Origin of the sequence: Pasteurella multocida, assembly GCF_900187275.1 — a bacterium.
GTDB classification, from domain to species: Bacteria; Pseudomonadota; Gammaproteobacteria; order Enterobacterales; family Pasteurellaceae; genus Pasteurella; species Pasteurella multocida.
Map to the genome: position 1 here is coordinate 1,192,772 of NZ_LT906458.1, position 19,973 is coordinate 1,212,744.

The 19,973-nt window shown below is 42.1% G+C and carries 17 protein-coding genes; 3 read left to right on the top strand and 14 right to left on the bottom strand.

The features are described 5' to 3' along the window. Positions 1–16: 16 nt before the first annotated feature. From rbsB to CKV69_RS05520, 3 genes are all read left to right on the top strand, one after another. A complete protein-coding gene (rbsB, locus tag CKV69_RS05510) occupies positions 17–904 on the top strand; it encodes a ribose ABC transporter substrate-binding protein RbsB (RefSeq protein WP_005723060.1) in 888 nt (295 codons plus the stop codon). Positions 905–987: 83 nt separating this feature from the next. After that, positions 988–1,908 (top strand): ribokinase, encoded by a 921-nt coding sequence (rbsK, locus tag CKV69_RS05515; protein WP_014326253.1) that lies wholly within the window; start codon positions 988–990, stop codon positions 1,906–1,908. Positions 1,909–1,991: 83 nt separating this feature from the next. Further along, positions 1,992–3,005, top strand: coding sequence for a substrate-binding domain-containing protein (locus tag CKV69_RS05520; RefSeq protein WP_005720235.1), 1,014 nt, complete (start codon positions 1,992–1,994; stop codon positions 3,003–3,005). A gap of 14 nt (positions 3,006–3,019) precedes the next feature. On the opposite strand, the gene pheA is transcribed toward CKV69_RS05520, so the two are convergent. From pheA to murE, 14 genes are all read right to left on the bottom strand, one after another. Beyond that, positions 3,020–4,183: a prephenate dehydratase gene (pheA, locus tag CKV69_RS05525; RefSeq protein WP_010906505.1), complete on the bottom strand. Its 1,164-nt coding sequence runs from the start codon at positions 4,181–4,183 to the stop codon at positions 3,020–3,022. Positions 4,184–4,237: 54 nt separating this feature from the next. After that, positions 4,238–5,389, bottom strand: a complete 1,152-nt coding sequence (locus CKV69_RS05530) for an iron-containing alcohol dehydrogenase (protein WP_014326254.1) — start codon at positions 5,387–5,389, stop codon at positions 4,238–4,240. 152 nt (positions 5,390–5,541) lie between these two features. Continuing rightward, a complete protein-coding gene (lpxC, locus tag CKV69_RS05535; protein ID WP_014326255.1) occupies positions 5,542–6,459 on the bottom strand; it encodes a UDP-3-O-acyl-N-acetylglucosamine deacetylase in 918 nt (305 codons plus the stop codon). A gap of 45 nt (positions 6,460–6,504) precedes the next feature. Continuing rightward, on the bottom strand, positions 6,505–7,809 hold the full coding sequence (gene ftsZ, locus CKV69_RS05540; protein WP_005723050.1) for a cell division protein FtsZ: 1,305 nt from the start codon (positions 7,807–7,809) through the stop codon (positions 6,505–6,507). An 84-nt stretch (positions 7,810–7,893) separates the two neighbouring features. Beyond that, complete coding sequence (gene ftsA / locus CKV69_RS05545) at positions 7,894–9,174, bottom strand: cell division protein FtsA (RefSeq protein ID WP_005723049.1); 1,281 nt, start codon at positions 9,172–9,174, stop codon at positions 7,894–7,896. 25 nt (positions 9,175–9,199) lie between these two features. Next, the gene (locus CKV69_RS05550) at positions 9,200–9,976 is read right to left on the bottom strand and encodes a cell division protein FtsQ/DivIB (protein WP_014326257.1); all 777 of its coding nucleotides are present in this window, start codon (positions 9,974–9,976) and stop codon (positions 9,200–9,202) included. Next, on the bottom strand, positions 9,973–10,902 hold the full coding sequence (locus CKV69_RS05555; protein ID WP_005723044.1) for a D-alanine--D-alanine ligase: 930 nt from the start codon (positions 10,900–10,902) through the stop codon (positions 9,973–9,975). Before CKV69_RS05555 ends, CKV69_RS05550 begins: the two co-directional genes overlap by 4 nt. An 8-nt stretch (positions 10,903–10,910) precedes the next feature. After that, positions 10,911–12,359 (bottom strand): UDP-N-acetylmuramate--L-alanine ligase, encoded by a 1,449-nt coding sequence (gene murC / locus CKV69_RS05560; RefSeq protein WP_016504220.1) that lies wholly within the window; start codon positions 12,357–12,359, stop codon positions 10,911–10,913. Positions 12,360–12,369: 10 nt separating this feature from the next. After that, positions 12,370–13,434 carry an undecaprenyldiphospho-muramoylpentapeptide beta-N-acetylglucosaminyltransferase gene (murG, locus tag CKV69_RS05565; RefSeq protein ID WP_014326260.1) on the bottom strand — a complete coding sequence of 355 codons (1,065 nt, stop codon included), beginning with the start codon at positions 13,432–13,434 and terminating at the stop codon, positions 12,370–12,372. 77 nt (positions 13,435–13,511) lie between these two features. Further along, entirely contained in the window at positions 13,512–14,702 is a 1,191-nt protein-coding gene (gene ftsW, locus CKV69_RS05570) for a putative lipid II flippase FtsW (RefSeq protein ID WP_016504219.1), read from the bottom strand. Between the two features lie 11 nt (positions 14,703–14,713). Then, entirely contained in the window at positions 14,714–16,018 is a 1,305-nt protein-coding gene (gene murD / locus CKV69_RS05575; RefSeq protein WP_010906502.1) for a UDP-N-acetylmuramoyl-L-alanine--D-glutamate ligase, read from the bottom strand. Between the two features lie 18 nt (positions 16,019–16,036). Next, positions 16,037–17,119, bottom strand: coding sequence for a phospho-N-acetylmuramoyl-pentapeptide-transferase (gene mraY, locus CKV69_RS05580; protein WP_005723035.1), 1,083 nt, complete (start codon positions 17,117–17,119; stop codon positions 16,037–16,039). Next, entirely contained in the window at positions 17,113–18,495 is a 1,383-nt protein-coding gene (murF, locus tag CKV69_RS05585; protein ID WP_014326263.1) for a UDP-N-acetylmuramoyl-tripeptide--D-alanyl-D-alanine ligase, read from the bottom strand. Before murF ends, mraY begins: the two co-directional genes overlap by 7 nt. Beyond that, positions 18,488–19,972 carry a UDP-N-acetylmuramoyl-L-alanyl-D-glutamate--2,6-diaminopimelate ligase gene (gene murE, locus CKV69_RS05590; RefSeq protein WP_014326264.1) on the bottom strand — a complete coding sequence of 495 codons (1,485 nt, stop codon included), beginning with the start codon at positions 19,970–19,972 and terminating at the stop codon, positions 18,488–18,490. The genes murF and murE overlap by 8 nt, the downstream gene beginning before the upstream one ends. Position 19,973: the final 1 nt, after the last annotated feature.

Genomic DNA, 19,973 nt, shown 5'->3' on the forward strand with positions numbered 1-19,973 from the left:
TGTAAGGAGAATGCAAATGAAAAAACTTCAAAAACTCACAACGTTAGCCTCAGCATTGATGTTAAGTTTGGCAGTCAGTGGTACTGCACTGGCTAAAGAAACCATTGCTTTGGCTGTTTCAACGCTCGATAACCCTTTCTTTGTGACACTCAAAGACGGTGCACAGAAAAAAGCCGATGAACTGGGCTATAAATTGGTTGTTTTAGATTCACAAAACGATCCAGCAAAAGAATTAGCGAACGTAGAAGATTTAACGGTTCGTGGAGTGAAAGTCCTTTTAATCAACCCAACTGATTCTGAAGCCGTGGTCAATGCCGTAAAAATGGCAAATCGCAATAAAATTCCGGTCATCACTTTAGACCGTGGTGCAGTTGCGGGAGACGTCGTCAGCCATATTGCGTCTGATAACGTCGCTGGAGGAAAAATGGCGGGCGATTTTATCGCTGAAAAACTTGGCGCAGGGGCAAAAGTCATTCAACTTGAAGGCATCGCGGGAACCTCAGCAGCACGTGAACGCGGAGAAGGCTTTAAACAAGCGATTGACGCGCATAAATTTGATGTGCTTGCAAGCCAACCCGCCGACTTTGACCGTACCAAAGGGCTTAACGTAATGGAAAACTTGTTAGCCAGCAAAGGGGATGTTAAAGCCGTCTTTGCTCAAAATGACGAGATGGCATTAGGGGCATTACGTGCTATCAACGCAGCCAATAAAAAGGTGTTAGTCGTTGGCTTTGACGGTACCGATGATGGTGTAAAAGCAGTACAAACAGGTAAAATGGCCGCGACCATTGCTCAACAACCTGATTTAATTGGTGCATTAGGCGTGGTAACCGCAGATAAAGTCTTGAAAGGTGAAAAAGTGGAAGCCAAAATTCCTGTTGATTTAAAAGTGATCCATAAATAAGATCATCATCAAGCTTCGATGGGGGCAAGCTTAGGGCTTGCCCTATATCACCTCAACATGAAACACAAAATAGCGAAGAACATATGAAAAAATTAACGGTACTTGGCAGTGTAAATGCCGATCATGTCATTTCTGTCCCACACTTTGCTAAACCCGGTGAAACCCTCACAGGCAATCATTACCATATTGCGTATGGAGGAAAAGGTGCAAACCAAGCTGTTGCGGCTGCTCGCTTAGGTGCCAATATTGATTTTATTGCTTGTATTGGTGATGATGCGATTGGACAAGCAATGAAAAAGGCTTTCCAACAAGATGGCATTAATACACAAGCCGTTGTAGAAATTGCCGATCAAATGACAGGAATCGCCATGATTCAAGTCAACGCACACGGGGAAAACAGTATTGTCATTGCCGCCGGAGCAAATGCTTATTTAACGGAAACTGTCGTTGAACAATTCGCGAATAAAATTACGCAAGCGGATACTTTATTAATGCAACTTGAAACCCCTTTAAGTGCGGTCATTTTCGCGGCAAAATTGGCTAAATCAGCCAATACTAAAGTGGTATTAAATCCGGCACCGGCCCAGCCACTTCCCGATGAGTTACTCATGCAATTGGACATGATTACCCCTAATGAAACAGAAACTGAAATCTTGACTGGGGTGAAGGTTGTTGACGAACATTCTGCTTCGCAAGCGGCGGCTCTCTTTCATCAAAAAGGCATTGAAACGGTGCTCATCACTTTAGGCTCAAAAGGGGTTTATGCAAGTCAGAAAGGTACGCCGGGCAAAATGGTCGCAGGCTTTCGTGTCGATGCGAAAGACACAACTGCCGCAGGTGATACGTTTAATGGCGCTTTAATGACTGCATTGTTGGAAGATAAACCGCTTGCTGATGCCATCCGTTTTGCCCATGCTGCCGCAGCAATTAGCGTCACCAGAGCGGGCGCACAACCCTCAATTCCGACTAGACAAGAAACCCTCAACTTTTTACAATCACATTAAAACCATGTAGGGGAAACTTACCCCTACTTTTTTCACGTTTTCAATGACCTAGCAACATTCGCTACACGATAAGAGAAACCACAATGGCAACTATGAAAGACATCGCAAGGATAGCGAAAGTATCCACGTCAACCGTTTCCCATGTCATTAATAACTCTCGATTTGTTAGCGATGAAATTCGCGATAAAGTGATGCATGTTGTTAAGGAACTGAATTACACACCTTCCGCCCTCGCACGCAGTCTAAAAGTCAAAGAAACCAAAACAATCGGCTTATTAGTCACCGCCACTAATAACCCTTTCTTTACTGAAGTCGTCAGTGGCGTAGAACAATATTGTCACCAGCATCACTATAATTTAATTCTCTCGAACACAGAGGGCGATACGGAGCGCCTGCGCCATAATTTACAAACCCTCATTCAAAAGCAAGTAGATGGTTTGTTACTGATGTGTTCCGATGCCCGTATTCAAATTGGTAAAGATTTGAATGTCAATTTACCCTTTGTGGTAATGGACTGGTGGCCTACAGAAGAAAAAGCGGACAAAATTTACGAAAACTCCGAGTATGGTGGTTACTTAGCCACTAAGCAGCTGATTGAAAAAGGGCACCAACACATTGCGATTATTACCGGTAATTTAAAAAAGTCACTTGCACAGAATCGACTAGATGGTTACAAAAAAGCCCTAAAAGAAGCCAATATTCCCTTACGCGAAGACTGTATCATTGAAAGCCATTTTGATTTTGAAGGCGGCAAACGCGGTATGGAGAAAGTGCTCGCGTTACAGCCACGTCCAACTGCCGTCTTTGCTTGTAGTGATAGTATTGCCTTTGGTGCGTATCAAACGGTTTGGCATCAAGGTCTCCATATTCCACAAGACATTTCTATCATCGGCTACGATAATATTACTTTAGCCGAATATATGTCGCCCCCCCTAACCACGATCAATCAACCTAAAGCGGAATTAGGTAAATTAGCCGTAGAAACCTTACTCCAGCGGATCAAAAATCCAACAGCAAAACACCGTACATTATTACTTGAACCTCAATTAGTTTGGCGAGAATCTGTTAGACAGCTGTATCAAGAAAAACGTGGGTAAATCCCACGTTTTATTTAAGGTGTGAGCTCAACAGGCTTAATAATTTCACTTGGATAACAGCCCAATACTTTTAAATAATGACTATATTGTTTCAGCTCGTCTAAAGCTTGCTGTGTCTCCGGATTATGAATATTCGCCTCAATTTCAAGATAAAACATTTCTTCCCATGGCTTACCATAAATTGGACGCGATTCCAGTTTGGTCATATTAATTTGATGCTTTTTAAACACGAATAAAGCATCAACTAATGCCCCCGCTTGTTGCGATGTGGTCATCAACAATAGCGTTTTCGTGTGAATCTGTGGTGACACTTGCAATGGTTTCTTCGCTACCACAATGAAACGAGTAATATTGTTAGGTTGGTTGGCTATATCTGATTTCAATACCGTTAAACCGTATAACGCTCCGCCATCCGCATTTCCTAACGCCGCAATATTCGGCTTATTTAAGCTTGCCACTAACTGCATCGCATGAGAGCTGCTTTCACAATATTCAATGTGAACACGTTCTAAGCCTTTAATAAATTGGCTACATTGTTGGATAACTTGTGGATGACTATATAATGTTTCAATTTGATTCAAATCATCCTGTCCATTCACTAAGACACAATGCCGAATCGGATACGCCAACTCACCTACTAAAGAAAGATCGGTATGTTGCAATAAATCATACACTTCATTAATAGCACCCGACGTGGTATTTTCCAGTGGTAACACACCGTAATCTGCTTCGCCTGCGCTGACTTTCTCAAAAATCTCATCAAATGAGCGACAGCTCAGTTCCACAAAGGTTTCTTGATAACGCGTTGCATAACTTCTCGCCGCCAAATGTGAATAAGAGCCACGTTTGCCTAAAAACGCAATATGGATATTCTGTTCACGTTGCGCATTCAGTTTTTTTTGCAAATAAACTTGTTGTGTGGCAACGGAATCTTCAATAATACGCTGAAAAATATCGGTAATATATTGTGCTTCTAATTGGTAGTTTTGATTTTCAGCAAATTGAATGAGTTCTTGCAACAATTGTTGTTCACGCTCAAGATCACGAAGGGGTTTCTGCGTGATTTCTTTACTGCGCGCCACATCAAAGGCTAAGCGATGACGCTCTGACAATAATTTCAATAAATTTCGATCAAGTTGTGTGATCTGTTGACGAATCTCACTTAAATCCAAAGACATATCCTTTCCTGTAGGCTGAAAATTTAGCAAAAACGGACCGCACTTTACTGCCTCTTAAAGTGCGGCATATAGAATTTCGTTAACGGCTTGGCGATCTAAATGTTGATGTTCACCTAAGTTATACGCCTGATGTTCGGCTAATTTGTCTAAAATAACAGAAAATTGGCTATCATCAATAGCATAATCAGAAAAACGTGTTTTTACCCCCATTTGTTCAAAAAATTGGCGTGTTTTTTCAATCGAAACCTGTATAGCCTGTTCTTCATCACCTTGATAATTCCAAACACGTTGCGCAAATTGAATCAGTTTTTCTCGTTTATTGGCTTTTTGATGCTGTATCAAGGCTGGCACAATAATCGCGAGCGTTTGAGCATGATCCAAACCATAAAGAGCAGTAAGTTCGTGTCCAATCGCGTGTGATGCCCAATCTTGTACCACACCCACGCCTAAAATCTCATTCAATGCCATGGTCGCTGCCCACATGATATTCGCTCTTGCATCATAATCTGTTGGATTAGCTAACACTTTCGGTCCTTCCTCAATTAAGGTCTGAAAAACACCTTCAGCGAAGCGATCTTGAATTTTTGCTTGCTGAGGATAGGTCATATACTGCTCAAACGTATGCACAAAGGCATCGACCACCCCATTGGCAGTTTGTTTTTCGGGTAGAGAATAGGTCGTTGTCGGATCTAATACCGCAAAGACAGGTCGGACTAAAGGGGAAGCAAAGGACAATTTATCCCCAGTTTGTTGACGACTTATCACCGCATAACCATTCATTTCCGATCCTGTTGCAGGCAATGTCATAATGCATCCAAGGGGTAACGCATATTGTACGGGGTGGTGTTTGGCTAAAATATCCCAAGGTTCGCCTACGAACTTCACCGCACTGGCAATAAATTTACTGCCATCGAGCACCGAACCACCGCCTACGGCTAAAATAAAATCTAAGTTTTCTTGTTTCACAACCTCAACGGCTTTCATTAACGTTTCATAACGCGGGTTAGGTTCGATCCCCGAAAACTCGCGCCAATAGAACCCCGCCAAAGCATTTTCCACTTGGGCAAACACGCCATTTTTCTTTACACTGCCACCGCCTGTCGTGACTAAAATCCGCGCATCTTGAGGAATATGCTCACGAATCGCCTGAATTTGTCCTTCACCAAAAAGTGCTAAGGTAGGTAATTGAAATGTAAAGTTAAGCATAATTGTTCTCCTCTGTTCTTTCATTGCGTTCTCGCTTAAACACACAATGAGATAAAATAACACGGATATTGGGAAATCAATCTCCACAATATCAAAAAGAAAAAAGCTATACTTCGTGAGAAATATAGCTTTTTCATGCAAAATGAATAACGTTAAATCAGCACTTGTGTTGGCGCTTCATAACCATGTGGAATGGCTTGTTTGTCATCAAATGTCACAAACTCCCACGCTTCTTGATTAGCTAAAACCGCACGCAATAATTTGTTATTTAGCCCATGACCGGATTTATAGGCTTTAAAGTCACCGATAATGTTATAACCCGCCATGTATAAATCACCAATGGCATCTAACATTTTATGACGCACAAGTTCATCTTTAAAACGTAAGCCGTCTTCGTTCAAAATACGATAATCGTCTAACACAATCGCATTATCTAAACTGCCACCTAGCGCTAAACCTTGCGATTGAAGATATTCAATATCTTTCATAAAGCCAAAAGTTCTTGCACGGCTAATTTGTTGAACAAAGGCTTGTGCGGAGAAATCCATCACATAATTACGCACATCTTTACCAATCGCAGGGTGCTCAAAGTCAATGGTAAAGTCTAAGCGGAATCCATTATATGGCGTGAACTCTGCCCATTTATCGCCATCCTCAACACGAACTTTTTGTTTGATGCGAATAAATTTTTTCGCTGCGTTTTGCTCTTCAATACCCGCATCAAGTAAAAGGTAAATAAACGGACTGGCGCTACCATCCATAATTGGAATTTCCGGCGCATCCACTTCAATAATCACGTTATCAATACCTAATCCAGCTAACGCGGCATTCAAATGTTCAACCGTTGAAATACGCACGCCTTCTTCATTCACTAAACAAGTACACAGCATTGTATCACGTACAGCATTGGCATTTGCCGGGAACGTCACTGGCGGATTTAAATCCGTACGACAGTAGATGACACCCGTATTTGCCATAGCGGGACGTAACGTCAAGGTTACTTTATTACCACTATGTAAGCCTACGCCGGTGACTTTAATGCTCTGTTTTAATGTTCTTTGCTTAATCATATCTTTCTCTTAACTTATTGTGATAACAACAAGGTTAATTTCAATTTATTTATCTGTATTGCGGATGAAATTTTGCACATTAAACAAATTTTCATCTTTTTGCAAGTTATTTGAGGTACGCGCTGTGATTGGCGTATCCAAAATACTGGTTTTGGTTAAATCTGTTGGTCGTGGTGGCACATGCCCTTGCTGAGCACCATAACCAGAACTTGGGGTCGGATGACCACTCAAATTCGCAGGTTGTAACGGTCTTGACTCACCGACCGTGTGTTGAATAGGCTGTTGTTGACGATGTGGCATCGGCATCTCTGGCGCTTCAATATCGCCAATACCTGTTGCAACAATGGTCACACGAATTTCATCAACCATTTCAGGCACTAGCGTGGTACCAATTACAACAGTGGCTTCTTCTGAGGCAAACTCAGCGACAGTCTTACCAACTACATTAAATTCATCAAGCCCGAGATCCATACCCGATGTGATATTAACTAATACCCCTTTAGCGCCGGATAAATCAACACGTTCTAATAAATCACTTTTCACTGCAATGCGTGTCGCTTCTTCAGCACGACCTTCGCCAGCCGTACCTTTACAAGAACCAAAGCCAATCATCGCTTGTCCCATTTCTGACATCACCGTACGCACGTCAGCAAAGTCCACGTTGATTAACCCTGGAGAGGTAATCATATCCGAAATCCCAGTCACAGAATTACGTAACACATCATTAGCCGCAGAGAAAGCTTGAAGCAACGTCGCATTTTTAGGTAACGCTTTAGCCAGTTGCTCATTTGGAATAATAATCAGAGAATCGACGTGTTTAGAAAGTTCTTTAATCCCCATTTCAGCAAATAACATCCGTTTTTTGCCTTCAAAAGAGAACGGTTTTGTGACGACAGCAACAGTTAAAATACCCAGTTCTTTAGCAATTTGTGCAACGATTGGCGCGGCACCTGTTCCTGTACCACCGCCCATGCCCGCTGCGATAAAGACCATATCTGCCCCTTCAAGCATCGCCCGAATAGCTTCTTGGTCATCTTCTGCCGCTTTACGTCCAACATTCGGATTGGCACCTGCACCTAAACCTTTTGTTGTTGAACCACCAATTTGGACGGTTTGCTGAACTTGGCTTTTACGTAAAGCTTGTGCATCCGTGTTCACAGCATAAAAAATAATTTTGCCATGTTCATCTGAATTCATGACTGCTTCATCTAAAAGTGTTCCACCAATATCATTTTTAATCATATTGGCTACCATGTGGTTAACAGCGTTACCGCCACCACCACCGACGCCCACAACTTTAATGAGAGCTCCGTCCATTTCACCAAGATCATAATCTACTGGTTCAAACATATTCATTCTCCGTCAATGCTAATTCTCTGCTAGCACATTATTAAAACCTAAATATTTCTTATTGTAGATGAAAAATAGGAATTCTCAAAACTCTGAACCTACTTTCTTTGCAATTTTTTTCATTCCAGACCAAAGGGAACCAAAAAAACCACTTTCATTACTATAAGCATCATTAATTGGGCTTTCATCATTGCTACTATATTCATACTGTAATAAGCCAAGTACTGTAGAATATTGCGGTTTTTTCTCTACGAGATGAGTAACCCCAGTAATATTGAGTGGATTACCAATACGTACATGCAAACCAAATACATCCGTTGCACATTCTTTCAAGTCTTTAATTTGCGCGCCACCGCCGGTGATAACAATACCCGCGATTAACTCAAATTTCATTTGTTTACTTTCTAAATCATATTTAAGCTGAATGAGTTCTTCTTTGACTAATTCAAGAATCTCACGATAACGCCCCGCGGTAACATTAGATAAACGTGTTTTTGAACAACGCTCAATCACACTGCCATCAATACTCATGACATCAAATTGTTCTTCTGGGTTTTGTCTTGGTGGTGTCACCGCACTACCGTATTTGACTTTAATATTCTCAGCTTCAACACGAGAGGTTGTTAAATCATATGCAATATCATCAGTCACACGATTGCCAGCATAAGGGATGACTTTACTAAAACGTAATGCGCCATTGGTATACACCATCACTTCCATAGTACCTGCACCAAAATCAATCAAGCACACCCCTAAATCTTTCTCATCTTCAGTTAACACCGAATGGCTTGTTGCAATTCCAGAGAAAATCACTTTGTCAATTTTCAGTTTACAGCGTTCAACCGCTTGACGTAAGTTATTTAGCCAATCCTGGTGGCAAGCAATTAAATGCACATTAGAAGTTAAACGACCACCTTGAAAACCCAGTGGATTTTTAATATTTTTTTGCTGATCAACGGCATATTCTTGTGGCAAACGATGCAACACCACTAATCCTTCTGGCATTTTGATTGAACTCGCTGTATGCAAGGCCGCATCAATATCTTCTTGTGTCACTTCTGTATCTGCAATCGGCGCAGCACCACTGTCATTCCAACTTTGGATATGTTGACCAGTTATCGCTAACGTAACACTAATAATTTCACAATCTGCCACCGACTCTGCTAATTCAATCGCTCTTTGTACTGAAGTCACAACCGCATTTAAATCGGTAATATTGCCCTTATCAATGCCTTTAGCAGGACAACTGCCTACTCCTAGAATATTCACTACGCCATCAGGTAAAAGTTCACCGACTAAAGCCACGACTTTAGATGTCCCCACCTCTAATCCAACAATAATTTTTGATTCCACAATTTTTGCCATTTTTATCACTTTACATCGTCTAAAACTAATTTATGTCAGCCTCTGAAAATCCTACTGCTGCCCCAACACTATATCGCAAATCGACATAAGATAATTTTTTATTTTCAGGTATCTCAATTTGTGGGTAAATGGTCACAAAACGATCTAATTTTGCTTTCCATTCCCCTCTGCCTAATTTTAATACAAGATTATTATCAAGTACAATTTGCCATGCGCCGCGATCATCAATGGCGATTGCCTTTAGCGCTAACCCTTTCTCTTTTAAATTGAGATACACTTGATTCCACGCTTGTAATACTTTCGCACTTTGATAATCGGGTCCTGACAAGTGCGGTAAATTTTTTTCTTTTAATTTATCAAAAGGTAATTGGAAAATCGCCCCATCGCTTGAGAGAAATTCAGCGTCATTCCAAATCGCAATTGGCGTATGTTCCGCTAAAGCAATACTGAGTTTATCTGGCCATATTTTGCGTACCACCGCCCCTTTTATCCAAGGCATGGTTTCAATTTGTTCGCGTACGGCATCAATGTCTTGACCAAAAAAACCTTTTAAATCGCCCATTTTCAATACTACATCACGAATATCATCGTAAGTGGTAAACGTCGGTGTTCCCGTTAAAATAAAGGCACTAATGGGTTTACTATCAAGTTTATCCATAAGCTGCTGCCAGTTTGCATAAGCATAAAAAAACACGGCAATACAACATAGCAAAAAGGTCAATTTAAGGTTCTTTATCATCCCTATCTTGGTCTCATTGCTTTTTTTCACGCCCTGTGTTGTTTTACGTTTTAAGCCTTTCATTCAGCACTCAACTCCAAAATCTTCACAACCAGTTGCTCAAATGAATAGCCGACTGTTGCGGCGGATTTAGGAAATAAACTATGACTTGTCATGCCCGGGTTCGTATTCACTTCCACTAAACGGAACGCATCATTGCCATCTAACATCACATCAATACGGCTCCAACCACGACATCCCACCACATCATAAGCTTGTTTCACCAATTGTTTTAATTCATCTTCACGTTCAGCACTTAAGCCAGATGGACAAAAATATTGGGTATTATCTGAAATGTACTTCGCCTCATAATCATAAAATTCACCTTCTGGCACAATACGAATAGAAGGTAGCACTTCATTATCTAATACAGGAACCGTAAATTCGGCACCGGATAACCACTCTTCAATTAAGACCGTATCATCGTATTTTAAGGCAAAATCGACCGCACTTTTCAGATCTTCCACCCGTTTTACTTTGGTTAACCCTACACTAGAGCCTTCTAATGAAGGTTTCACCATTACAGGTAAGCCTAACTTTTCGACAACAGCACTAGGATTAAGTTCTCCCACATTGGCTTTTGTCACAATTTCCATCTCTGCAACGGGTAAACCAAAGGCTTTCCACAGCATTTTTGTTCGCATCTTATCCATTGTCAGTGCTGAGGTCATGACGCCACACCCCGTATAGGGAATACCAATCTGTTCTAATAATCCCTGCATGGTGCCATCTTCACCGCCACGACCATGTAAAATATTAAAAACACGATCAAAACCCTGTTCTTTTAAAGTCGCTACAGGAAAAGTTTTCGGATCGATAGGGTGAGCATCAAAGCCAGCACTCAGTAACGCATTGAGCACCGCCTGACCTGAATCCAAAGAAACCTCACGCTCTGCTGAAGTGCCCCCTAATAACACGGCAATTTTTTCTTGTTTTAATGTTTTTTTCATTGTACCACCTATTCTTTGGTCCAAGTTTCTGCTAATTGACGCGCAATTTTACTCACATTACCCGCACCCTGTGCCAAAATTAAATCCCCATCTTGTAAAACTTGATCTAGAATCTCTCCTAACTGACGATGATCAGAGACAAAAATAGGATCGACCTTACCTAAGTTACGAATAGAACGACACAAAGAACGGCTATCTGCGCCGGCAATCGGTGTTTCACCAGCCGCATACACATCTAACATAATTAAGACATCCACTTGCGAAAGCACTTGGACAAAATCATCAAATAAGTCACGTGTTCTTGAATAACGATGCGGTTGAAAAATCATCGCAATACGCTTATTTTCCCAACCTTGGCGTGCGGCTTGAATGGTCACGCCCACTTCCGTTGGATGATGACCATAATCATCAACTAACATCACTTTGCCATTTGGACGAATAAATTGACCAAGTTGATCAAATCGACGTCCTGCTCCTTGGAAATCGGCTAAGGCAGCAAGAATCGCTTCATTACCAATACCTTCTTCTTTCGCTACCACTAGCGCCGCCGTGGCATTCAATGCATTATGGCGACCCGGTACATTCAACAACACATCAATGCGCTCACCACTTGGTGTGATGACAGTGTAATGCCCTTGGAATCCTGTTTGCTGATAATCTTCAATGCGATAATCCGCTTTTTCACTGAAGCCATAGGTAATCACTTGGCGTCCAACTTTGGGTGTCAGTTCAGTTAATACATCATCATCCGCGCACAACACCGCCAGTCCATAAAATGGCAAATTATGTAAGAAATTCACATAGGTGTGTTTCATCTCTTCAAAACTGCCCTGATACGTTTCCATATGATCGGGTTCAATGTTAGTCACGACAGACACCATCGGCTGCAAATGTAAAAATGAAGCATCACTTTCATCCGCTTCGGCAATTAAGTAGCGACTACAACCTAAATGGGCATTAGTTCCCGCAGACTTCACTAATCCACCATTTACGAAAGTCGGATCCAAGCCCGCTTCAGCATAAATCATTGAAATCATTGCTGTAGTCGTCGTCTTACCATGTGTACCCGCCACCGCAATACCATGACGGAAACGCATAATTTCAGCCAACATTTGTGCACGCTGAATAACCGGAATACGTCTTTCTTGTGCCGCGACGACTTCAACATTATCTGCTCTTATCGCACTTGACACCACAACCACACTTGCCCCATCGATATTCTCTGCCGCATGCGAGAAAGCAATCTTGGCACCTAAGGACGTTAAGCGTGCCGTGACCGCACTTTCCATAATATCCGAGCCAGTGACAAAATAACCTTCATTTAATAACACTTCTGCAATCCCGCCCATACCAGCGCCGCCAATACCAACAAAATGGATCTGACGAACACGGCGCATTTCCGGGATCATATCTCTTACCCGTTGCTGAAAAGCTTTACCACATTTTGAATTCATCATTTACACGTTCCTAATTTTGATTCGCTTCTTCGATAATCACTTCCGCGACACGTTGTGCGGCGAGTGGGGTTGCCATGGCTTTTGCTTTAATTGCCATTTGTTGCAAGGTTTCACGATCGAATTGCGTTAATACACTCACTAATTTCTCCGCAGTCAATTCTGCTTGTGGAATAATGGTTGCCGCACCGGCATCCGCTAAATATTTCGCATTTAAATACTGTTGTTGATCTTTATGCTGAAATGGCACAAAAATCGCTGCTGCGCCTACTGCAGCAAGTTCACTTACGGTTAAAGCACCTGAACGACAAATGACGATATCTGCCCAAGCATAGGCGTCTGCCATATTATCAATAAATTCCGTGATGGTGACTGAAGCATGTTCTGGATACAATGTCGTGACTTGCTCAACGGCACCTTGCCCAACTTGATGACGAACTTCAAGTTTGTCGGATAATTGTGCAATAACATTGGGCAACGTTTGATTAAGGACTCTTGCGCCCTGACTACCGCCTACCACGAGTACACGTAATTTCCCTTCTCGCCCTGCAAAACGTTGTTCTGGCGTAGGTTGAGAAAACAATGTTTGTCGTACGGGATTACCAACTACTTCCGCATTGGGAAACGCAGTTGGAAAGGCTTGTAAAACTCGTCTGGCAATTTTTGCTAACCAACTATTGGTTAAGCCTGCTACCGCATTTTGCTCATGTAAAATCACAGGGATGCCACATAATTTTGCCGCAATGCCACCCGGACCAGACACATAGCCCCCCATGCCTAATACAGCATGTGGTTGATAGGCTTTAATAATTTTACGTGCCTGTAATATTGCTCTAAAAATACTAAAAGGCGCACTCAGTAAAGCTTTTATCCCTTTACCGCGTAAGCCTGAAATTTGGATAAATTGAATAGGGATATGATGTTTTGGCACTAATTGCGCTTCCATACGATCCGCCGTCCCTAACCAACAAATATCCCACCCTTGTTGTTGTAAATATTGTGCCACCGCAATTGCAGGGAAGACATGCCCCCCGGTCCCGCCTGCCATGACTAATAATCTTTTCTTTTGTTCGCTCACATCCCGTCCCTTTGCTTTATGCACCCACAAAAACCACGTGATTTTTGCCTTCAAAGTGCGGTCGTTTTTTGTAAATTTTAATCATCCCGTAAACGTGCTTGCCCAATTCGCATTAATCGATTTTCATGATCAATTCGCAGTAACAAGCCAATGGTCATAGACATAATAATTAAACTGGAGCCACCATAACTGATGAGCGGAAAGGTTAAACCTTTGGTAGGTAACAAGCCGAGAGACATCCCTAAATTGACAAAACCTTGGAAGAAAATCCAAAAGCTGATACCAAAGGCAAAGAAACCTTTAAAGCGTTGTTCTAATAATAAGGATTCCCGCCCAATTTTCATGGCACGGAAAATTAACAGCCCGAGTAATATCACAATCACTAAAATGCCTAAAAAACCGAACTCCTCGCCCACTACTGCCATCACGAAGTCAGTATGCGCTTCAGGTAAATATTCTAATTTTTGAATGGAATTCCCGAGTCCTTCTCCTATCCATTCACCGCGCCCAAATGCCATTAAAGAGTTAGAGAGTTGGAAACCGGTACCGTAGGGATCTTTAAAAGGATCAAGAAAACCTGTGAAACGTTTTAAACGATAAGCGGAAGATAAAACTAACCACACAAACAAAAGTCCGCCAAACGCCATTAAGCCAACAAACTGCCAAAAGTTAGCCCCAACAATAAATAATAGTCCGAAAGTAATCACAAAAAGAACGACGGTACTGCCGAGATCAGGCTGTGATAATAAAAAGAGTCCCATCAATCCCATCAACGCAAAGGGCTTAAATGCACTGAGTTTACGACTTCTCACCTCATCATATTTACGCGTAAAATAGCTGGCTAAAAAACACGTCAGCGCCAATTTCGCAAATTCTGCTGGCTGGAAGTTAAATAACACCATCGGAATCCAACGACGCGCCCCATTTACGGATAAGCCAATGCCAGGAATAAGTACTAGAATCAACAGAAAAATAGCAAACGCAAATAAGCGGACATGCCATTGTTCCCATTTCTCCATTGGCACTTGCACACACAGATAACAGGTCACACAGGAAAGAAATACATAAATCGCATCACGCTTGGCGAAGTAAAACGGATCTTTAAATAAGCGGGTTCCCACTGGAATAGACGCAGAAGAAACGGCCAATAAGCCAATTAAAAGTAAAACAAAAAAGAGCAACAGCAAGGCACGATCGTATAACAAATTACTCGGTGTAATACGCGTCCAATCCTCATATTGCTGCTTTACTTTATCTAAAAATGGCATACTGCTTTCACCTAACTTAATTTTGCTAAACGTGTAAATTCATCACCACGTTGTTCGAAACTGCTAAACTGATCTAAACTGGCACAAGCAGGAGAAAGTAAAACCATATCACCTGCTGACAAGGTTGGGCGTAAGGCGTTGATCGCTTCTTCCATTGTGCTAAAACGTTGACTTCTTGGCGAGAGTGCTGCAAGTTGTTCGCCATCTTGACCAAAACAATAGCAAATAATATTCGGTTGATTAATTAAACTGGCTAATTCCGAAAAGTCCGCACCTTTACCATCACCACCGAGTAACAAATGCAATGTCCCGTTTAACTGTAAGCCAGTTAATGCGGCAACAGTACTGCCCACATTGGTGGCTTTTGAATCATTCACCCAGCGTACACCATGGGCAAAATGAGCTAATTGGAAACGGTGATCTAGCCCGTTAAACTCACGCAATGCACGACGAATACTCTCTAATGGAATACCGGCAGCCTGTGCTAATGCGATGGCCGCCAGTGCATTCATATAGTTATGACGTCCAACTAATTTCATCTCATCACAAGCCAACACCCGTTCGTCTTTCGCCATCAAATATGACCGCCCTTTTTCGGTTTTTAACCAATAATCAGCATTGTCTTCGCCAAAGCTTACTCCATTTTTTAATCCGTCCATTGCGGTTAGTGCATCTTCCGCATTAATCACCGCAGTTTGGGCATGATGATAGATTTTTAATTTTGCTTGGCGATAGTCTTCTAAGTCCACATAGCGATTCATGTGATCTTCACTAATATTTAACACCGTTGCAGAAGTGGCTTTTAAGCTGTATGTCGTTTCTAGTTGGAAACTGGATAATTCCAATACATACATATCATGTGCTTGTTCTAATAACGACAGTGCAGGAATACCAATATTACCGCCCATGCCAACCTTCAAGCCCGCCGCATTTACCATGTGCGCAACAAGTGATGTCACAGTGCTTTTGCCATTTGAGCCCGTAATCGCAATAATCGGCTTTTTCGCTTCACGGCAGAACAGCTCAATATCGCCAATCACCTCAATACCTGCTGCAAGTGCGGTCTGAATTTCTGGTGTTTTAACCGCTAATCCTGGACTAATAATAATCAGATCACTCTCGAGTAACCATTGTTGGTTTAAACTGCCAGTATGCAACGGTACATTTTTTGCCAATTGTTCCGCCCCTGCCGGCTGCGTTCTCGTATCAATCACACGCACATCCGCTTGTTTTGCCAGTAGGAAATCAACACAAGATAGCCCTGTTTTCCCCAAACCAATCACGGTAACTTTTTTATTTTTATAAGACGTTTGCATAAGATATCGTTTTGTGTTTTAGCGAAGTTTTAAAGTAACGAGCCCAACAAGGACCAGCATTAAGGAAATAATCCAAAAGCGGACGATCACGCGTGGTTCTGGCCAGCCTTTTAACTCAAAATGATGATGAATGGGTGCCATACGAAAAATACGCTGTTTACGTAATTTATAAGACCCCACCTGTAAGATAACGGAGAGTGTCTCGACCACAAATACCCCGCCCATAATGACTAATAAGAATTCTTGGCGGACTAACACCGCAACCACTCCCAAGGCGCCTCCTAAGGCTAATGAGCCAACATCGCCCATGAAAACTTGCGCCGGATAAGTATTAAACCAGAGAAAACCAAGCCCTGCGCCCACAATCGCCGTACAGAACACCACTAATTCAGCACTAAATTTGATATAAGGAATGTGTAAATATTCTGCAAAATTCACGTTACCGGTTGCCCACGCAATCAACGCAAATGCTCCCGCGACTAAGACCGTCGGCATAATTGCTAATCCATCTAAACCGTCAGTGAGGTTGACGGCGTTGCTGGTTCCCACAATCACAAAGTAAGTCAGAATAATATAGAATAAACCTAATTGTGGCATGATTTCTTTAAAGAAAGGCACGACTAAACGGGTTGCATCCGTATCTTTCCCAATCGCATACATACCAAAGGCGGCAACAAGCGCAATCACAGATAACCAGAAATATTTCCAGCGTGCAATTAAGCCATCGGTATTTTTACGGGTAATCTTACGGTAATCATCCACGAACCCAATTGCCCCATAACCTAATAACACAAACAAGCTAAACCAGACGTAAGGATTCGCCAAATTCGCCCATAATAAAGTACTTACAGTAATCGCAAATAAAATCATGACACCGCCCATAGTTGGTGTGCCACGTTTACTAAAATGACTTTCCGGTCCATCATGACGAACTTCTTGACCAAATTTGAGTAGCTGTAAACGACGAATGACTTTCGGACCAATCCACAACGAGACCAAAAGTGCGGTTAATAACGCTAAAATGGCACGTACTGTGATATAAGAGATCACATTAAATCCGCTGTAATATTGTTGTAAAAACTCACCGAGCCAAACTAACATACAAAGTTTTCCCTTAAAGTATTAATCACATCCTCCATTTGCATTCGACGTGATCCTTTTGCTAATAAAACGATTTTTTGATTTTCTTTTAATTTTTCACTCAACAGTTGCGTTAGTTCACGGCACAACAACGCTTTATCCGTAAAATGTTTACCTAAACATGCTTGAGAAATCACCGCACTTTCGCTGCCAAACGAGTACACCCTCTCTAATTGCGCCGCTTTCGCACATTCCGCCACCTGTTGATGACAAATTTGGCTATTTTCGCCTAATTCTGCCATATCTCCAACAACTAAAATTCGAAATGCGTCATATTTTTGTAGAACACGAATCGCTGATTGTAATGAATCCACATTGGCATTATAAGTATCATCGAGTAATAAGAGATTGTCACAAGGTTGTACTGGATATAACCGCCCTTTCACTTGTGTGCGAACTTCTAAACCTTGTTTGATTTGCGCTAATGTCGCCCCCACATTCATGGTTAACGCAGAGGCAGCTAAAGCATTTTTGACATTATGTTCCCCCAAATAAGGGAGATGAATCGTGGTTTTCCCTTGTGGTGTACATAAATCAAAAGTCGATCCCGCTTCATGAAATATAACATTATCGGCATAAAAATCGGCTGTGTTATCTTGATAAGCGAAATATTGTACCGTGTGAACAGCAATATCCTGCGCCCACTTACTGCGATAATCATGCTCTTTATTGATAATCGCCACACCATCCGGCTGTAAACCACGATAAATTTCACCTTTGGCTGTTGCCACACCTTCAAGACTGCCAAAGCCTTCTAGATGAGCAGCAGCCACATTATTCACTAATGCCACATTCGGTTGTACTAACCCCGTGGTATAAGCGATTTCACCTTGATGATTTGCGCCTAATTCAATCACCGCAAATTGATGTTGCTCGGTTAAACGCAATAAGGTTAAAGGCACACCAATATCATTATTAAAATTACCTTGTGTAAATAAAACCTGCTCAACACCGACCGCACTTTGTAGAATGCTAGCGGTCATTTCTTTTACTGTGGTTTTGCCGGATGATCCTGTCATCGCTAGCGTGCGTGGATTCACTTGCTGTTTCACCCATTTAGCAAGTTCTCCAAGTGCAATGCGTGTATCCTTAACGATCAACTGCGGTACTGAAATTTGCGTATCCGCACGCTCAACCACAAGGGCGTTTGCCCCTTGTGCGACGGCTTTATCTAAATAATTATGCGCATCAAAATGTTCACCTTTTAAGGCAAAAAAGAGTGAACTGGCAACACGCTGACGCGTATCTGTACTGATATTCTCTACAACAACATTTGCCTCGCCCACCAATTCGGCTTGTAAAATCGTTGCCAGTTGTTTTGTTGTTAATTTAAGCATGGTGATGATTTACCTTAAAATACTGTTGTACGGTTTCTTGATCAGAGAAATGCTGTTTCTGTGTGCCGATAATTTGATAGTCTTCATGCCCTTTTCCCGCAATCAGCACGACATCATCACTATCTGCTTTTTGTAATGCCTGAATAATCGCTTGATCTCGAGCGTGGCAGACCTCAACGTGTTGCGGATGTTCAAATCCAGCCAGAATATCTTGCACAATTTGCGCCGCGGATTCAGTTCGCGGATTATCATCTGTCACAATCACGTGATCAGCAAATTGCTCCGCAATTTTCGCCATGAGAGGACGTTTACCACGATCACGATCACCACCACAACCAAACACACACCACAATTTCCCCTGACAATGTAATCGCGCTGCTTGCAAAGCTTTCTCTAACGCATCTGGCGTATGTGCATAATCCACAATCGCGGTAGGTTGGTTTGATGCACTTAATCTTTCCATCCGACCACACACCCCCGTTAATTGAGGCACCGTCTTCATGAGTGTTTCGATGTCATAGCCCAATGAAAGTAAAGTAGCAAACACCAACAGCAAATTACTAACATTAAACTGCCCTATCAACGCACTATGTAATTCGCCTTTTCCCCAACTTGATTCAAATTGAATTCGTGCACCTTTCTGACTAAACTGAATCGCAGTTGCTTTCAACCAATGAGCTTGATGAGGTTGGAAATCTGTCTGACAGCTGACGGCTACTGCATTGGGTTGTTCCTGTAACCAAATTTGTCCGACGCTATCGTCTGCATTAATAATTTGGTGTCGGGAATTCAATTCAGTAAATAAGCGTTTTTTGGCCAACGCATAATTTTCCATACTTTGATGATAATCCAAATGATCACGGCTGAGATTAGTAAAAATAGCAATATCAAAGGCTAACGCTTCAACGCGGTGCTGCACTAGTCCATGTGATGAAACCTCAATCGCGGCGAAATCTGCACCTCGCGTAACAAAATCCGCTAAAGAAGCTTGAACTTCCACCGCAGATCCAGTGGTATTGGTTGCTTCTTTCACCTGCCCCAACAACCCATTACCAATTGTTCCCATCACAGCACTGCGATGCCCCAGTAATGTTGTCCATTGCGCTAACAATTGCGAAATAGTAGTTTTGCCATTCGTGCCCGTCACCCCAACCAAGGTCAATTTGTGCGACGGATTATCATAAAAAAGCCCCGCTAACGCAGAAAGGTGAGAGCCTAATTGATAAAACGAAATGATCGGCACCCCTTGTTCTATTTTCGTACTCAAATGTTGCTGTGCATCCTCTGTTTCAGCCAACACCGCACTTGCCCCCTTAGCGATGGCTTGCGGAATATACTGACGTCCATCAACTTGGTGCCCCTGTAATGCAACAAAAAGACAGCCTTGCTTTACAGCCCGACTGTCTAGAATCATTTCCGTCAATTCAATATTTGGGGCAAGTTCAACTTGCCCCAAAAGTGCGGTTAATCTTCGCATA

What these genes read in the sequence shown, in the direction of transcription:
- rbsB (WP_005723060.1), top strand. Translation starts at nt 17, where the DNA reads ATGAAAAAACTTCAAAAACTCACAACGTTAGCCTCAGCATTGATGTTA.
- rbsK (WP_014326253.1), top strand. Translation starts at nt 988, where the DNA reads ATGAAAAAATTAACGGTACTTGGCAGTGTAAATGCCGATCATGTCATT.
- CKV69_RS05520 (WP_005720235.1), top strand. Translation starts at nt 1,992, where the DNA reads ATGGCAACTATGAAAGACATCGCAAGGATAGCGAAAGTATCCACGTCA.
- pheA (WP_010906505.1), bottom strand. Translation starts at nt 4,183, where the DNA reads ATGTCTTTGGATTTAAGTGAGATTCGTCAACAGATCACACAACTTGAT.
- CKV69_RS05530 (WP_014326254.1), bottom strand. Translation starts at nt 5,389, where the DNA reads ATGCTTAACTTTACATTTCAATTACCTACCTTAGCACTTTTTGGTGAA.
- lpxC (WP_014326255.1), bottom strand. Translation starts at nt 6,459, where the DNA reads ATGATTAAGCAAAGAACATTAAAACAGAGCATTAAAGTCACCGGCGTA.
- ftsZ (WP_005723050.1), bottom strand. Translation starts at nt 7,809, where the DNA reads ATGTTTGAACCAGTAGATTATGATCTTGGTGAAATGGACGGAGCTCTC.
- ftsA (WP_005723049.1), bottom strand. Translation starts at nt 9,174, where the DNA reads ATGGCAAAAATTGTGGAATCAAAAATTATTGTTGGATTAGAGGTGGGG.
- CKV69_RS05550 (WP_014326257.1), bottom strand. Translation starts at nt 9,976, where the DNA reads ATGAAAGGCTTAAAACGTAAAACAACACAGGGCGTGAAAAAAAGCAAT.
- CKV69_RS05555 (WP_005723044.1), bottom strand. Translation starts at nt 10,902, where the DNA reads ATGAAAAAAACATTAAAACAAGAAAAAATTGCCGTGTTATTAGGGGGC.
- murC (WP_016504220.1), bottom strand. Translation starts at nt 12,359, where the DNA reads ATGATGAATTCAAAATGTGGTAAAGCTTTTCAGCAACGGGTAAGAGAT.
- ftsW (WP_016504219.1), bottom strand. Translation starts at nt 14,702, where the DNA reads ATGCCATTTTTAGATAAAGTAAAGCAGCAATATGAGGATTGGACGCGT.
- murD (WP_010906502.1), bottom strand. Translation starts at nt 16,018, where the DNA reads ATGCAAACGTCTTATAAAAATAAAAAAGTTACCGTGATTGGTTTGGGG.
- mraY (WP_005723035.1), bottom strand. Translation starts at nt 17,119, where the DNA reads ATGTTAGTTTGGCTCGGTGAGTTTTTACAACAATATTACAGCGGATTT.
- murF (WP_014326263.1), bottom strand. Translation starts at nt 18,495, where the DNA reads ATGCTTAAATTAACAACAAAACAACTGGCAACGATTTTACAAGCCGAA.
- murE (WP_014326264.1), bottom strand. Translation starts at nt 19,972, where the DNA reads ATGCGAAGATTAACCGCACTTTTGGGGCAAGTTGAACTTGCCCCAAAT.